Here is a 17,211-nt window from a genome sequence, read left to right as displayed (position 1 = left end):
GACCCCAGTAGGGGAATAGCTTGTGGGGCGTGCGGAACTTCAAACTTTTTTACGAATAATTAAATTTTTATCATTATGATTGGAGATTCTGCTTTGAATGAAAGAGCAACTGCTGTTGAAATTGGTGGTTTAGTTGATGGAGTTGGTGCACCTGTTATGCGTGCCGGATATGCTTTGAAAGCTAAACCGAGTTGGATCACTTTGAGTGCTGTTGAGGGAACTAGTAATTCTCAAGTAGATGTTACTGCTCCGGTTTATAAAGGTCGTAACGGACGTTCCGGTTTGATTACCGTTGCTGTTGAAGATTTGACCGAAGACGTTACTTTGCAGCAGGAAGGTTCTACGATTTTGGATGTTACTACTCAATCGTTGGCTTTCGTTAAAACGGGTGAAGCTAAGAAGTTCACTGGTAACTCCAACTTAGCTTCTATTACGTTTGCTGTTGATTCTGACGCTTCTAAATGGTTAACTGCCGGTAAATTGATGGTAAATGAAAAAGAATACAACTCTGGTGCTGAGATCGAAGGTGATCCGGGAGCAGATGACGTTTACGCTTTCGAAATTACGTTTACCGCTGCTGCTAACCCGACGGTTAACACTCGTACCGGTAATATTACCGTAAATGGTCAGAAATATACTGTAACTCAAGCTGCCGGTGATGCTACTCTGTCTGTATCTCCGACTTCATTGACTTTTGCTGCTGCGGGAGAAACTAAACAGATTACGATTACTACCAATACCGTTTGGACGATTTCCTAATCTGACTTTCATTTGAATGCTGTGGGTCTAGTGGGTACTAAGGTATCTACTAGACCTTTTCTTGTATAAACTAGTTAATCATTAAACGTAATTATTATGGCTAAACCTAGTTGAATTTCAGTTAGTCCGACAAGTGGACAAAATAACGGTAGTATTCAAGTTACTGCTGCTGAAAATACAAATATAGATAATAGATCTGGTGTAGTTGAAGTTACAGGAGGAAGGATTACTAAATCTATAGATGTTTCTCAAACTGGTGGTTTCTATTTAAAAGAGGTTGCTATCATGAGTACTACAAAACCCCCTTGTAGTGTTAAAAGTACTGGACAAGTTCAAGAACTTAATGCCGAAAATGATTATAGAATTACTATGACTGAAACTTTTGGCATTACTATTGATATGGATTATCCAGGATTAAGTACAGGACCAGTTGTATTTAGAATGATTTTTAGTAAAAATCTTACACCTAAAAAATTAAGTATGGCTAGTGGTAAACCTTTACCTACACAAATTACCTGTGAAATTAATCAAACCGATCCTACTCAATTAATATTTAAGTTAGCTAACGGTTATCCAAAAATTCCTGATGGGGATAAAGTTATTATTCAAGTAAGTGGTCCATCCGCAGAAGATTTTATAATATACTATGTTAATGCAGCTATATAATGGAAGATACATTATTATTACAACTAATTCAATCTATTAGTATTATATATATCGCAATTGTATGTTTAACCACTTATGGTATTATACAAACTATTCAAAACATTTCTAAAGCTAAAGTTTCGAGAAAAGCTAAAAGTATTATCACTTTAATTGTTGGTATTCTTACTGCAATTCTTTATATATTTAAATTAGATGCTTCACTTGAAACAGTATTGCTTTCGTTTCTTATTTCTACGTTTGGATATGATTTGATTCTTAAATCTATATTTAAACGTATTACTCAGCGTTTTGCTGATTCTAAAAGCGTATAATCGCGGACTAAAGGAGGGCTATTGCTAAATTGCGTAGTACTCCCTTTTGTCATATCAAGGAAAATCATTGCTCGCTTAAATCATCTACTAAACGTTCTATTAATGATTTAAATTCCTTTAGGTATGACACCTGTGACTTATACTAATTTGAATAAGCTCTTATTAATTAGAGATATTCAAGAGATTGCTAAAACTTATATCAATGATGATAGAAGTTATCGTTGGATTTGAAAGAACAAAATTGCTGACGTATATCATATTGGTTATGTAACTTTTATGAATTACATTAGTGTTCCCTCTATTAATGCAAAGATTGACGAAGCTATCGCTAAGAAGAAACGTTGAATATAATGTTCAACTGTTGAGTATTAATGTTCATGTTATAAATCATTTCATTGTTATCAGTACTAATAGTAATATATTTGTTGTGCATCTCAATGTCGAGGTGCATTAAAACAAATTAATGCTATGAATACTGAAAACGAAACTGGTGTTAAAGTTCCGAAAGGACAAATTAATTACAACACTGTTGCAGGTTCTTTAGGTCTTGCTGCTTTTGCAGGACTTGGATTGAGAAATTGGTTAGGTAACGGTAATGGTTCGGTTGCTGCTGGAGCTACTGCTGTTGCTGAAACTCAATTAGTTTCTGGTCTTATGGCTGAACTTGCTAAAGAGAAATCTGAACGTTATGCCGATAATGTAGGTATAAACACGTTTAAAGAAGCTTTAGCTTTAATCAAAGAAGAACGTGAAACTCGTCAAGCTAACGACAAGATTATATTTGAAACTCTTGCTCGTTTGGATAAGGAATCTGCACTTAACAAACAGGATATTGAAAACTTCAAGAAAGAAGTCGCTCGTGAGTTCAGTGATGTTCGTCACGATTTCAAAGCTGCTATCGCTCTTGAAGCTGAACGTAGAGAATCTGCTGATGAACGTATTTTCGATTATGCAAATTGCAATTTCGTTAAGTACATCAAAAAGATCAATGCTGCGGAGATTTGTCCGGTTGTTGAGTTAGCGGCTCGTACTGCTGGTCCGGCTGTACCTGATCCTAACGCTCCTACCACTTCTACAGTAAACGCTTAATCTTGAAGTGGTATGACTAACGCAGAACTTGTTGCAGTAGCTGTTGGTAAATGGCTAACACCAATCGTTAAAACTATTGGGGGTGGGATTAAGATTCCTGTTACTTCTGGTATCGGAAAGTTTATGGGTAGTGTTTTTGGTTTAGACCTTTCTACTTATAATCTTCTGAATGAATTAGATTTTATTATAGAGCCTACACTTGATTATATTATTAAGCCTCGGTTGGCTAAGTTATCTAAGTTCATACCTGATGAGCAGATTCCTAAAGTAGTTAATAGCTATCTTGATGCAGCTATTTCTAAAGCTACTGCTAAAGGTTCTGTGAATCTATTTGGTTTTGAGTTCGAAGCTACTGCTTTTCAAAATCTTAAACGTGAAATTGATAACTCTCTTAAAAATAATGTAAGTCATGATGAAAGACCCGCATGAGCATAGTGATATGCCACACGAAAGTGAAGATGTAAGAAAGAGGGATTGTCGAAAGTATAAAGAACTCTACGGAAAACATTTTACTAAAGACCTATGTGAATGGGCTGTTGAACGTATGGAGAATCGTAATGGTACTACTCACCATTATAGTCTTGATGAAGTCAAATCTATTTGGCACAAATACAAGATGAATGATCTCCATAATGCTAACTGGTATGATGTTATGTATGTAATGAATATGGCTTACGCAGATTTCTATGGTCGTTTGTTTACCGAACATCATGAATGTGCTATGTATGCTTATCTTTACATTAGTGATCCCGACGGTTACGAAGGTATTGCTTTCCAAAGATGGTTAGCTGATATTAAAGCTCAAGACGATGAAGTGCCTTGGCAGAGATTCATCTAATTAGTTTTGGTCGCAGGTGTTATTTATATCAAGGCAATTTTGATTATTCCTAATCCGACTACTGGTTCCGCTGGTAGTCGGATTTTTTTGTTTATAGCAACTTATTCAAACACGCAAGTATGAATTATAAAACACGTTGTGTAATGAGTGGTATTTTTATTGCTATATTGAACTTGATTGGTGTTATTGTTTCATCTATTGGTGTTGTCTTCGTAAAAGAATGGATTGCTAAGAAGAGACGTAAGGTTGTTACTAATCTTCTTACATCTAAAGCAGAATGTTGGATGCAACTCGATAAAATAACCTCAAACATTAGAGAATCTCTTAATGCTAAAGGTGTTTACATTGCATACTTTCATAATGGTGGTAAGTTCTGTAATGGTATTAATATGGATAAGTTTACTGTTATCGCAGAAGATTACGATATTAGTATTACAGATCCTTATAAGAATCGTTATAAGAATGTTCTTACTTCTATTATGCCTTATACTATTCTACGCTTATACAGAGATAGTAAGTACATTTTCCGTATGAGTGCTTTGACAAGGTATCATTCTAATATGTATGTTGGAGATCTTCGTTCACGTGGATGTAATACTGCTATTAGCATTCTTATTCGTGACTTGAAAACTGATATGCCTATTGGCTTTCTTAGTGCTGAGTTCGAGCTTGACTTTGAACCTGACGCTGAAATGATGCAAACATTCTGGAAAAATCACAATCGTATTTCTCGCAATATGACTATGGTTATAGATGCGACAGAAGATACCATTAAAAACTAAAATACCATGACTGTTATTTACGCAAGAACTAGTCTGCCATCAAGGTGTGGTAGAGGTTTCAAAAATCAAAAGAACGTTATTAGAGTTACTAACCGGTATACTAATGCTGGTCCGTGGCACGGGGTTGTTCCCGTTAAGAATCGTCCTATTATGATTATAGGTGGTTCTGATACTCCTGAACTTGAATTATCTACTAATCTTCTTAAATTTATCCCTAGAGGTGAAACTAAGAAGCTTGGTATTACTACTAATAAATCTTGGCGAATTGTTTAATGTATTATTATGGCAACACTTAATCAATTAGGAAGTAAGATTTCTAATATATTAGGTAAGCCCGGTGATCATAGCATTCAAGAGAGAGCTAAAGATGCTTGTAAGGCACTCTTTGCTACTTTTATTCGTCAGAGTATTGAGCGCAATGGTGTAGATGAGGTGCTTAAAGTTAGCTTTAATGTTCCTCTTATCTGCGTTCCGCTTACCGATATAGAAAACACATATGCGGGAATTGGTGCTAAAGATATGGTTCTTACTACTGAGCATCGAGTTCCTACACCTTTACGTATGCCTAATGATGCACCTTTTCTTCATGTTTATACTCAACATGATGATGGGAGTCTTATTACATATAAGTATGCTAATAATAGCGTAGTTCCGCTCCTTACCACAGTCTATTCCCCTACTGGGGTTTGGGGAGTGTATCAAATCGTTAATGGTAAACTTAAAATTATTATCAAAAATACTCTCAAAAACTTTGAGATTGATGCTAAAAATTATAAGTTTGTAACAATCGTGTATGTAGCTGAAAATCCTGCTGAAGTTATCACTATGTATATGGAAGATGATAGTCAAGATATTGAACTTCCACTTCCTGCTGATATGATAGAACGTATAACTTATGAGGTTCTTAGAACTGAATTTGGTATTAAGCCTACAGAACACGAAGTTAAGATTATTAGTGATGCAACTTATGCTTCTAATGATCCTAATGGTACTCAACGTTTAATCCATAATAAAGTAGAATAAACTATATGGAATCCATGCACTATTACCACGACTATCTCGAACAATGTTATAACACTATCGAGAAATTAAGTACTGATCTTCATAACATTTATGTTAGACGTAATAATCTAGCTAATATCTGTTATGCTAATCTGAATCTTCTTGAATCGAATGGAATAACTAAAGAGATTATTGATGATCTTATTTTAGGTAAACGAGTTAAAGGTGTTAAGCTCTTACGTAAACTTAATTGGAGTGACGAAGCTAAAGCGGTATCTCTTCGTATTACGTTCAATCGTTTTGTTTATCTATCTACTATTCGTATTCCTAAACTTCTTGCTATTATTAGATATTACGATTGGATGTGTCGTATTCCTTATCCGATATTTAATCAAATACAAAGAGGTCTTAATAAGTCTCTAATTGAGAATCTTATTCGTGGTGATAGTGTTTCTTTAGGTACTTACATTGGTAAGTTTCAAGTTCAACGTGCTGTTGCTAGAGAATCTGTTGATTGGGCTGCTTCGTTTCGTCTTAGAGATGAGATGATTGCTGCTGGTATCGAAGTTAAGAGTTTTCTTAATCCTTATGGTAAGAATTGGCACGTTAAATCTGATAATCCGTATTATTGGTTTTGTAAATGGATACGTCATAATATGGGTGTTGATGTTGTACCTAATCAAATATTCTATAAATTTAAACCTAATCATTGTCATGTAAACATTATGACTAGCGATAAGGTGCTTAGGCATAAATCTATAGAAGAAGTTATTAAAGCGGATAATCTTGCATTTGATGCTAAACTCAAATACATGATTGAACATGATAAAACTATTATGGATAGATATCCGCCTACTAAAAGCAAAAGAGAACGTATTAAAAACAATGAAGTAGATGAATACATTAGACCAAAACTTGATTAGTTCTAGTGTTGTTATTCATAGGATTATAGAAGATTATGATGTTCATTCTATGGACTTTATGACTCGTATTCCTACTTGGATATGTGAAGCTCTTGCTGATTTAAATATTCAACAGCATCTTATTAATGTTGGTAAAATTATCGATTTTGATGAGTATCGTTGTGAGATTCCAGAGGGTTGTGAGAATATACGTCTTATTACAATTAATGGTAAACGTGCGGATTTTACTACTAATCCTGCTCCATTTGAGCATGATAATGGAAATTATATACCGCTCGCCGTTTCATTTCCGATAGGGGTAAACCTTACAGAGAATGTCGTTTTTGACTTCATACGGACGATATCCGGCAGTTTATATACATATTCGATTAATGGGTCGTATTTGCATTTGAATGTCAGAAAAGGCACGCTGGGCATCTTATTTCACGGGTTGCCAATGACACTTGACGAGATTCTTAAAATCAATGTTCCTCTTATACCTAATAATGATGTTCTTATTGATGTTCTAAAGAACTTTGTTATGATGCGTATTCTTCAACGTAATTACAGGCATCCTGTTTTAAATCTTAGAGATAGTAATCCTTATACTAATCCGGCACTTGCTTACGATAATGCTAAAATTAAAGTTCGCAATGCTTGTAATAGGCTTACTAAAGATAAACGTGATGATTGTAGTAGGTCGTTATTAAACTTCTTAAATATGAAAAATCATTATGTGAACGGCTATGAAAGTAAACGCAGGTCTTTACCCTAACGCGAATCCGTCATTAGTCAATAGTGATACTAAGTCTTATGCACTTAATGTTCTATATAACGAGGATGGTGAGACTCTTATCAATGAAAATGGATTTGAGAAACATCATAATTATTCTGATTATGGTCAGTGTATTGGCACCATTCCGATTCCCGTTGGAGTGGTGCTTTTTTTTGTTAATAGAAACGGTGTTAATCCTAGTATACCTGACGGAGACTACATTATATGGCATAGTGATGAAACTATTGAAGGTGATATAAAGTATTCAGATGTTATTTATAAAGCTCCTCTAGTTGGTAATAGTACAGTTTTAAACTTTAGTGAAGATCGTCCTATTACAGGGGCTTATTCTTATAATAAAAATAATCATCTGATTATTACTTTTACAGAAGGTAATTCGACTGCTGCTAATGAAACTCGTTTGATGAATCTTAATACCTTTTGGGATGACTATGGTCTTGCAAAAGATTATTCTGATAATACTACGACTATTTACAGCTTAGGTACTGATTTAACTAAAGAGAAACTATTGAATCTTATACCTGATGTTGAATATCCTACATTAACAGTTCAGTCTATTGATGGTGGTGGTTTACTTGCAGGCTCATATCAATTTGCTGTTGCATATAAACTTAAAACCGGAGATTATACTGATTATTCTCTGTTATCTCCTACATACTTTGCTGCACCTAAATACAATGAAAGTATTAAAGCTGGTCAGCTTACTTCTCGTAAGTTTCAAATTGATATTACTAATATAGATTCTCAGTTTGATGAATGTAAACTTGGTATTATCTATAAAGGCGAAGATGAAGAGAAAGCTTATGAGTATGAGAATATTGATATTAAAGGTAAAAATAGTACAACGGTTTATATCAGTGGTATTAATAGTTTAAATACAGTTACTCTTAATGATATTGTAATTGGTAATATTTCATATATTAAAGATCAAGCTCATACTAATTTTAATTCACAGCTTATTCGAGCTAATGTTAGTATGAATGATATTACCGGTCTTGACAAGCATATCAAAGATAAAAATCTATGTACTGCTAATGGTCTTAATGGTACTGGTAATATTAAAATTAAAGAAGAATTATTCAAATCTGTTGGTGATAAAGGTGACTTTGAAAAGAAAGATCTTTCTAATGATACTTGTATCAAAGATAATGAATATTACTTCTTATATTTAGGTCTTATTGATTATAAAGGTAAACTTATTAATATTTATCCTATTTATAATACTCAAAAGAGTAGTTATTACTTTAAGACTTCTAACTTCAATATGACCGGTAGTGACGGCGCTGTTAAACATCGTATGTTTAGATTTAAATTAGATCCTACTGATTTCTTTTCTAAACTCTTTAAAGATACTACTAAAATTGAAACTGCCGATGGTCTTGAAAAAGTCGGAGTTGTTGCTCGTAAACAAATCAAATCTTGGGTTGTTTACATGGCTCAACCTAATAGCTCTAATAGTAATTGGTGTTGTCAGTCACTTGTCGTTCGAGATTTAGCTTATTCTAATGTAGTTGGTAATAACTATAAAGGAGCTTTTGCTTCTCGTGATAGATATAGATTATATCCTCTTGAATATCTGATTGAAAAGAAGACTATGCCACAAGTTAAAGCTTATAGTGTTCGTAGTGCTTATGAACGTATGACTTGGAGGCATTGTTTTAATCGTCAGAAGAATGATACTAAAAATGAAAAAGGAGATGGTTCTGATTTATGGGATGAAGGCGGTGATTTGATTCAATCTGTTCTTCTTTCTGATTCACTTATTGTTAATGGTAGACTTAATGGACCTACTATTAAACCTGAATTTATTGCTAATAATAATTCAGCCGTTTCAAATATAGCTGCTGATTCTAGTTATAAATTTAGTAAAAATGATGGTCTCGATGATAACGCTATGTTTGATAGTAAATATTATCCAAATGAATGGAATAATAAAAGTTATCAACGTGTTACTATTACTTATGAAAATGGTGACTTACTAGATCCCGGATTTGAATATAACAAAATATGTAAAGATTATTCTGCTGCTGGTGAATGGAAAGGTGATGATAATCCAAATAGTCATGGGGATGATAGAACTATTGCAAGATTTCAATGGTATTCTATCATTGAAAATAATCGTGCTATTATAGATTGTTATTATCATGATCGTAATGCAGATGATATATTCAAAACTATTGATGTTTATGCTCAGAATCTTTCTTGTATATCTCCTATTGTTAGAGTTGAATATCATCCTGTAACATATACTGCTACTACAAAAGCTCAATATCTCAAAGGTGATACTTTTGTTGCATTTATAACTCAACGTTGTGTTGCTCCTGCGGCTGGTTTCCAACATGAAGGAGCTGGTGCTACTATCGCTAATTGTCATAGAATTATCATTAGTTATTTCATATTTAGTCGTATGAATCTTCAATGTCGTCATGATGGGCTTGGAGTTAATAATAGTGCTTATAAGATATTCGAACGTAATATTTCTAATACTGCCGAGAATGATATTGAGAAAGCTATTCGTTGGGCTCCTAAGAATAATTATTATCAAGAAGCTGATAACTTAGGTCATGTTAGTTATCCTATTGATAACTTTTGGAATACCGAGGATGGTAAGTGTTATGAGACTTCTATGAATTGGGATGGTTTTAAAGATGCAATTATTATTAAAAAGATTGACGATATTAAAACCTTTCCTTCTCGCATTATACGTTCAGATGTTAATCCTAGTGAATCTACTGATATTGGTTGGCGTCGATATAAAGCTGATGCTTATAAAGATGTTTCAATTCAAAAAGGTGCTATCGAGAATGTTCTATCTGATGATATTGCTTTATATATTCAACAACAATACACATTACTTGTAGCCGCCATTAAAGATACTCTAGGTAACAATGATGAAAATACAACTTATGTAGGTACTTCTGATTTGTTTCAACGTGAACCTAAAGAAATTATTTATAGCACTACTGGTAAAATTGGTTGTAACAATCGTTTTAGTGCTATTATTACGCATCGTGGTTATCTTGTTTGTGATGTCGAAAAAGGTGAAATTTATCTTGTTAAGAACGATCAAAGCGTAAGTGAGTTATCCGATTTAGGCTTCAAAGAGTGGTTTAAAGAGCATATTTATGCTAATGCTACTAATCCATTGTCGCATAGTGGATGTTTCTTTACATACGATGAAATGCACCAAAGATTTATATTCACTAATAAGATTATAGATAAAAATGGTGCTATTGACTTGTATAAGTCTTATTCTATCTCCTACTCATTAAAGACTAACTTATGGACGTCTTTTCACTCGTATATCGGAGATTATTCATACATTAACCGGCATGGAATCTTCTATATAACTAAAGGTTCTCTTTTTAAGACTGATGCTAAGAATAAAGGTATTTACTTTGATGATATTATTCATCCTAGTGTTGTTCAATTCATTTATGCTACCGAACCTACTATAAGTAAACTCTTTAAGCATATTGAATGGCGTAGTCAGCTTATTAATGGTCTTATGAATAATGAAGATAATATACGTTATCTCTATAATAAAACTATTGATTGGTTGATGTTTCATACCGATGTTCAGTGTACTGGTCTTATGCCTATGAGTGTTAGTCCTATTTGGTGGGATAATGAAACTCTTAAATATAAAGCTGGTCGTTATCTTTGGAATCGTATTGAAGATTTCGTTGAAAATGATCATGGTCAATGGAATCCTAATCCTAATCTTATTAATTTTATGGATAAAGATGCTATTGACACTCTTATTGAACTTTCAGCTAAATATCAAAAGCCTTGGTATGATATTGCTAAGTTCCATAATGCTTGGACTTATATAACTATGATATATGAGAATAAGTTCTTTAGTCAAGAAGCTGATGATTATGTAGATGATATTACTAAATATCCTGATGCTACTCAACTTGATTTAAGACTTACTAATATTGAAGTTATGATTGATAAAGATACTCGTTTATAATTAGTGTTGCTCTTTAACGATCTCCAGACCCCGGTAGGGAAAGAGCTTGTGGTAAGGAGCAACACTCTGCAAATACTATTAGTATGCCAAATAAATATAAACGTACTAAGGTCGCTGATGATGCTCAAGCTAGACGTCTTCTTATTGATATTTTTACTAAGTATCATCAAAGTAAAGATATTAATAATAGATCTCTAGGTTTAGCTATTCAAGCTCTTGATAAAGAGAGTAATACTAAAGGTCTTATAGGTCGTCCTGAGATTCATAAGATTGATTCTCTTTATCAAGTCGGTGCACCTGCTCGTGAAGTTGTTAAGTATATAGCAGAGACTGGTGTTGGTACTAAAGGTTATAATACTAAAGTCTTTACACCTAAACAACTAGCTGATGATGGTGTTATTAAACGTATGCGTGATTTTTACAATTATGCTAAGAAGCGTGGTCTTAATCATGCAGCTACTACTGGTTTAATGTCTATGGTTTATGGTGAGACGTTAAATGATTCGATTGATGATCTATTTTCATTTAATAAAACTCAAAGAGCTACTGCTAAAGGTGATAATAGAATTGTTAATCATGGTTTATTTAGTTTTGAGAATCTACGTAAGTGGGATGATAAGAAAGATAAAGGTAAACCTAAAACTAATTGGGTTGAAGATCCTAATTATACTTATGGTAGTTATCAATCTTATCTTAAAACTAATAAACGTAAAGATAGTTTAGAATCTCAATTTGATTATTATCTTGATACTTATTTACCTTCTAAAGATAGTAAATTTAGTACAGATAAAGTCAATGCTATGTCGGCTGAAGATGCTTCTGTTTACTTTATGAAGAATCAAAAACCGAGTTTTACTGTTGATGATTCTACAACTAAAACGCTTAGAAGTCGTGCTAACTTCTTATTTAAATCTGAATTTAATAATGGTGGTATGATTAAAAACATTTCAACTCTTAAAGCTTACCCTCGTCGACGTAGATACGTTGGTGGAGGTGAAGTTGCATTTAGAGATAGATTCGGGGATGTTCAAGGTCATAGTTATGGAGCCGAGAAAGGTATTCAAGGAGCTTCTACAATGTCTGGTTTAAGTACCGGTGCTACTATTGGTGGTGGACTTGGAGCTGGAGTTACTGCTGCGGCTGCCGCTGGATCTTCTGCGTTAGCTGGTACAACTCTTGGAGCTTGGGCAGGTCCTATTGGTATGGCAGCAGGTGCTATTATTGGTGGTATTGTTGGACTGTTTGGAGGTCGTCGTAAGAAACGTAAAGCTAAGAAAGCTGCTGAAGAAGCTGATAGGCAACGTCAGATTGTTGCGGGTAATGAACGTATTCTTCAAGATGAACTTAAATTATCCAATACTGCTCAACAAGAAGGTGCTCTTGATATATATGGTGACTCTAATATCACAGGTGTTACCGGTTATCAAGACGATGCTAACTTTGGTAGTGACTTAGTTCAACCTACTGTTCAAGGCACTCCATTTGGTGATATTGATCCTAGTTCTGCTTTTGGTAGAATTGCCGCTCGTTGTGGTGGAAGACTTAAACGTAAACGTTGTGGTGGCAAAGCTAAACGTTATGCCGATGGTGGTATGATTGAAGAAACATCTTCTAATACCGCAGAAGTTAATGGTCCTTCTCATGAACAAGGAGGTGTTCCTTATGGACCTAATGCAGAAGTAGAAGGTGGTGAAGCTCTTATGACTGATGCAGATAATGCTTATGTATTCTCTGATACTTTAAAGTATAATGGGACTACATTTGCTGATCTTGCTAAACCTCTTATGAAACATAAAGGTTATCTTGAAAGTTCTCTTCCGATTAAATCTATGATGCTTGGTAGAATGCTTTCTTTAACTGACCGTAGTACGTATGCAATTGATCGTAATACTAACGGTCGTAATGCTGAGAAAGCTAATGCCGATCTTCAAAGAACTAATGCTCAAATTGCTGCAATTCAAAATGAACTCGCACAACTCTATAATCTTCAAGAAAGTATGAAAGCTGAATCTGGTATGGAAGCTGAACCTATTGAAGCACGTTGTGGTGGTCGTATTAAACGGAAATGTGGAGGTAAAATTAGAAAGTATTATGATGGTGGTCAAATTGTTGATATTCCTATTTCTACTTATGGTACTCAACGGAATAATAGCGGAAGTTATGCTACGGAACAAGAAGTAATTTTTACATCTAACGATAAAACTCAGATTCAAAATCCTTTAACTACTATTCAACAAGGTTTGCGTTGTGGTGGTAAAACTCGCAAATATGCTGGTGGTGGTTTTATAAGTCCGGGATTTGTTTCTGAGGTTAGTGGTAATCTTATTGGTGGTATAAGTCAGCTTATAACTAATAAAGGTTTAATTGATCGTATGGAAAGTATGCGAGTTCCTGAGACTCCTCTTATGGATCGTGTAGAACTAGAAACTGATATAAACACTGACGCTGAAATTGGAGATATTAATAATACTGTTCGTAGTCTTGAAAAATATATTACAAGTAACAGTTCTAATTCTCAAGTTGCTCGTCAGTCTATATTGCTTGCTAGAACTCAAGGTTCTCGTATGCGTAGTAGAGTTAAACAAGATGAACATAATAAAGAAGTTGAGCTTCGTAATCGTTCTCGTATGGCTAACGCTGAAATTGCTGCTAGAAATAGTCAAATTAGAGCTAAGAATGAAGCTAATAAGTTTAATCATCAAATGGAGATTGTTCAACGTAGAAGTCAACAAGGAGCTGCTATTGGCGATATAATTGCTAGTTTAGGACGCTCTATTGGTACTGCTTATCAATCTAAATTTGATATGGAGAACTTACAAACTGCTAATCTTATTAGTGTTCTTAAAGATGATAAATCTAGGGATTATATTTTCGATAATATGCCTAAAAATACTCTTATGCGAATGTTTGGAATTAGTAGTCTCAAAGATCTTAAAAAGATTCAAGGAGGTTCTACTGTTCCTAAACGTTCACTTCGTACTAAACGTTTAAACAGAAGAGGTTCTATTGTTCCTGATGCTGTTACTATGCCGGATTACTATTATAATTTTGCATAATGCTATACGTTTTATACATATTAACTTAAATCCTACACCCTCTATCGTTAATTCGGTAGAGGGTATTGTTGTTTATAATAACTTACATGATATGGCAGTTAGACTAAAATATGCTGATCTTACTTATGTCAAGCAACCTGATGCTAGACCTCTGGACTTGACGTCATTTAGAGAAGCTGGCGCAGCTATAACGGCTGCTGCTGATAATCTGCAAGAACGTGCTATTCGCAATGAAAACGCATATAATGAAATGACTATTAAGATGTCTGAATATAATGCGATTCAAGGTGTAGATGAAGAAGCTCTTGCAGGTAAAATTAATGAAACTCAAGAACACATTAAAGCTAAAGTTGATGAAGATGGAGGATGGTTCTTTGCTGATACAGCTGTTAGCGATGGTGCTCGTAGATTTTTAACTGATGAAGGAGTTAAAACTATTCTTGGTAATAAAACTCAATTTGATGCTATGATGCAAGCTAATGAACAATCTGACGCTTCAGAAGAATATAAAGCATTAAATAGAGCTATGATTCTTAAACGGTTTAATGATGCAGGAGGTAGTTTAGGAGGTAATGGTAAACAATCTATTAGTGCTTTTGGTACAGCTCTTGGTTCAGGTCATGATAGAGAAGCTTTACGTAAAGAAATGCTTGAATACTTTAAAGCTATGAAATCTGATGAAAAAGTTATTTATAGTGAACAATTCCGTAAACAAGCTATGGATTTAATGAATAATCCTACAATTGATGCTATTACTAAATCTACTCTAAAAACTTTATCTAATCCTACTCTTCATGGATTTCAAAGTTTTACTAAAACTATCGAAGGTATAGGAGATGATAGATTAATAAATGTTGCTAAAGCCATTGTATCTAACAATAGTAAATTTAAAAATGCTTTATTAAAAGAAGCAGAATTAAATCTATTTGCTCTAGAACAAAAAGGTATTACACCTAGTAATGCTGTAAAAGACAATATATATTCTACAGCTTTTACTGATTCTAATATTTTAAAAACTTTAGTAATAAATTCTCCTGAATATAAAAATGCTAATAGTAATGAAAAGATTGTATTGCTTAATGCTATAAACAATCCTAATAGTATTTATATAAAAGAATTAATAGATAGAAATTATAGTTTTTTAAATCAAAATCCTAATGAAACTGAATCTGATTATGAAGCTAGATTATCTAATTTTTATAAAGCTAATTATATAGATTCTGAAATATCTAATGTGGCTACTTATTTATTGCCTATGAGATATACTAAAGAGAAACTTGATGTAGATAATAAATTCTTTGAAAGTCTATTTAATAAGCAACTAGAAAAGTCTGAAGATACTTCTAAAATACTTACTAGAGAAAGAGATGGTTTAGTTGGAACAATAGTTAATCTTCCTAGTATGACTTCTGAACTAGAAGCAAATCGTAAAGCAAGATTACTTAATCAAACTTCTCAACATTCAAGAAATATATTTGAATTAGAAAGATTTAATAACTATTTAGCTAAAAAGTCTACTAATGGAAAAGATATAACTAAAGAAGATGAAGATAAATTAAAAGCTCTTAACCTTAGAGTTCAAGAATCTCAAAGTATAATCAATAACATTCTTTCTGAATATGATGCTTATAAAGGTGGTATTCCAACAAATAAAGAAGATAGAGCAAATTTAAGCTTAGCACTTCAAAAGAATATTAAAGAATATTATGATGTATTTAATCGTGTTGGAATTTTTGGAAGTTTAACTAATGTTATCAATGAAGAAACTTCTGACTTAGATGAAAATGGAAATCCTATTAAAGGTACAGGCGTTAATCTTAGAGATGGTGTTAAATTTAATGCAAATGATAGAACTCAGAAAAATATAAATGAATATCTTCATATAAAAGATATAAGTTATATATTAAGTAATTCAGATACTCCAGAGGAAGGTATTAAAAAAGCCACAGAGTTTATAAAAAATAGTAGCAAAACTAATCCTTATGTAAAAGAGTTTGCAGATAATATATCTAAAACATTTGGGGATATTAGTACTGGATTAACTTCTATTCTAATGGGTAATCTGATTGAAAACTATGGTAATGAAACTAATATGATTCAGTCTAATCCTGGAATTGTTATTGGTATATCTAAACCTACAGAAACAGGTATTGTAAGTACTGTTAGAAATAATATAGCTTATAAAATTGAAAATCATCCTGAAGCATTTACTATTATTGATAATCAATTGCTAGATGATGATGATTTAGAGTTAGATGCTGAATCCGTTGGTGTTCCTATAGATTTGAATAATGAATCTCTTAGGAAATTCTTATATACTGAAGATAAAGGTACAGATAAGAATCCTAAATATTCTAAATCAGATATTACTTATGAACTTATGGAATTGAGTGATGGTCGTAAAGCACTTAATCTTATAAAGAATGTTCAAGGTTTTAATAATGTTAGACAGAAACTCACTATTGTTGCGAATAATGATGCCGATCAGAATACTATAGATGAATTTGAATTAGCTATGCGTATGACTTCTGCATTCGATATGGCTGATAGACCTAATGCTGATACAAAATTTATATTTGATGCTATGTCTACACATCATGGTGGAAGTTTAATTTTTGGTCCAGATCCTTCCAATGCTATTCAAATGAATGATGCTTCTGCATATAATATTGTTGAATATAATGGAAGATATTATAATAATGTTAAGTCGTTATTAAATGCTTTTGTTAAAAATCCTATAACAAATGTAGATAAAACTATATATCATAATAATTTTAGAATTACATTTAGTAAAGATTCAAATAATAATTTTACTACTCAAATTGATACGTATGATAGTACAACAAATTCATTTGAGCTTACAGATAAATTTATAAGTGATAATTCTGAAGACTTTATTAATAATACACAACGTAGATTAAGCGTTATATCATCTATATTAGATTATAAAGATGCTTATAGATTAACTAAAGAACAATTAGATAATCTTACTAAGTTTAATGCTAATATGTCTACAGCTAATTTTAATTATTGA

14 protein-coding genes and 1 pseudogene are annotated in these 17,211 nt (G+C 33.0%); all 15 read left to right on the top strand.

Annotation, left to right across the window (positions count from 1 at the left end; all coding sequences use genetic code 11):
• Window positions 1-93 precede the first annotated feature (93 nt).
• The 15 genes and pseudogenes from AC5LAX_RS05895 to AC5LAX_RS05825 all read left to right on the top strand — a co-directional run bounded on the left by AC5LAX_RS05895 (window position 94) and on the right by AC5LAX_RS05825 (window position 17,211).
• The gene (locus AC5LAX_RS05895; RefSeq protein ID WP_493263792.1) at window positions 94-759 is read left to right on the top strand and encodes a BACON domain-containing protein; all 666 of its coding nucleotides are present in this window, start codon (window positions 94-96) and stop codon (window positions 757-759) included.
• Between the two features lie 114 nt (window positions 760-873).
• Window positions 874-999, top strand: a pseudogene (locus tag AC5LAX_RS05890) (BACON domain-containing protein); the annotation flags it as partial.
• A gap of 45 nt (window positions 1,000-1,044) precedes the next feature.
• Entirely contained in the window at window positions 1,045-1,425 is a 381-nt protein-coding gene (locus AC5LAX_RS05885; RefSeq protein WP_493263791.1) for a hypothetical protein, read from the top strand.
• The gene (locus tag AC5LAX_RS05880; RefSeq protein WP_493263790.1) at window positions 1,425-1,736 is read left to right on the top strand and encodes a hypothetical protein; all 312 of its coding nucleotides are present in this window, start codon (window positions 1,425-1,427) and stop codon (window positions 1,734-1,736) included. The genes AC5LAX_RS05885 and AC5LAX_RS05880 overlap by 1 nt, the downstream gene beginning before the upstream one ends.
• Before the next feature lie 468 nt (window positions 1,737-2,204).
• Window positions 2,205-2,825: a hypothetical protein gene (locus AC5LAX_RS05875; protein ID WP_493263789.1), complete on the top strand. Its 621-nt coding sequence runs from the start codon at window positions 2,205-2,207 to the stop codon at window positions 2,823-2,825.
• Between the two features lie 12 nt (window positions 2,826-2,837).
• Window positions 2,838-3,254, top strand: coding sequence for a hypothetical protein (locus tag AC5LAX_RS05870; protein ID WP_493263788.1), 417 nt, complete (start codon window positions 2,838-2,840; stop codon window positions 3,252-3,254).
• 10 nt (window positions 3,255-3,264) lie between these two features.
• A complete protein-coding gene (locus tag AC5LAX_RS05865; protein ID WP_493263787.1) occupies window positions 3,265-3,663 on the top strand; it encodes a DUF7841 family protein in 399 nt (132 codons plus the stop codon).
• Window positions 3,664-3,782: 119 nt separating this feature from the next.
• Window positions 3,783-4,445 carry a hypothetical protein gene (locus AC5LAX_RS05860; protein ID WP_493263786.1) on the top strand — a complete coding sequence of 221 codons (663 nt, stop codon included), beginning with the start codon at window positions 3,783-3,785 and terminating at the stop codon, window positions 4,443-4,445.
• Between the two features lie 6 nt (window positions 4,446-4,451).
• Complete coding sequence (locus AC5LAX_RS05855) at window positions 4,452-4,718, top strand: hypothetical protein (RefSeq protein WP_493263785.1); 267 nt, start codon at window positions 4,452-4,454, stop codon at window positions 4,716-4,718.
• A gap of 9 nt (window positions 4,719-4,727) precedes the next feature.
• Complete coding sequence (locus AC5LAX_RS05850; RefSeq protein ID WP_493263784.1) at window positions 4,728-5,468, top strand: hypothetical protein; 741 nt, start codon at window positions 4,728-4,730, stop codon at window positions 5,466-5,468.
• A 5-nt stretch (window positions 5,469-5,473) separates the two neighbouring features.
• On the top strand, window positions 5,474-6,370 hold the full coding sequence (locus tag AC5LAX_RS05845; protein WP_493263783.1) for a hypothetical protein: 897 nt from the start codon (window positions 5,474-5,476) through the stop codon (window positions 6,368-6,370).
• Window positions 6,342-7,124 carry a hypothetical protein gene (locus tag AC5LAX_RS05840; RefSeq protein ID WP_493263782.1) on the top strand — a complete coding sequence of 261 codons (783 nt, stop codon included), beginning with the start codon at window positions 6,342-6,344 and terminating at the stop codon, window positions 7,122-7,124. Before AC5LAX_RS05845 ends, AC5LAX_RS05840 begins: the two co-directional genes overlap by 29 nt.
• Window positions 7,096-11,121 (top strand): hypothetical protein, encoded by a 4,026-nt coding sequence (locus AC5LAX_RS05835; RefSeq protein WP_493263781.1) that lies wholly within the window; start codon window positions 7,096-7,098, stop codon window positions 11,119-11,121. Before AC5LAX_RS05840 ends, AC5LAX_RS05835 begins: the two co-directional genes overlap by 29 nt.
• Window positions 11,122-11,204: 83 nt before the next feature.
• A complete protein-coding gene (locus AC5LAX_RS05830) occupies window positions 11,205-14,177 on the top strand; it encodes a hypothetical protein (protein WP_493263780.1) in 2,973 nt (990 codons plus the stop codon).
• Between the two features lie 91 nt (window positions 14,178-14,268).
• Window positions 14,269-17,211, top strand: a complete 2,943-nt coding sequence (locus AC5LAX_RS05825) for a hypothetical protein (protein ID WP_493263779.1) — start codon at window positions 14,269-14,271, stop codon at window positions 17,209-17,211.

It is taken from the genome of Megamonas sp. (assembly GCF_986095205.1).
The sequence above is the reverse complement of the archived record's forward strand: the minus strand, read 5'-3'. Positions and strand labels throughout refer to the sequence as shown.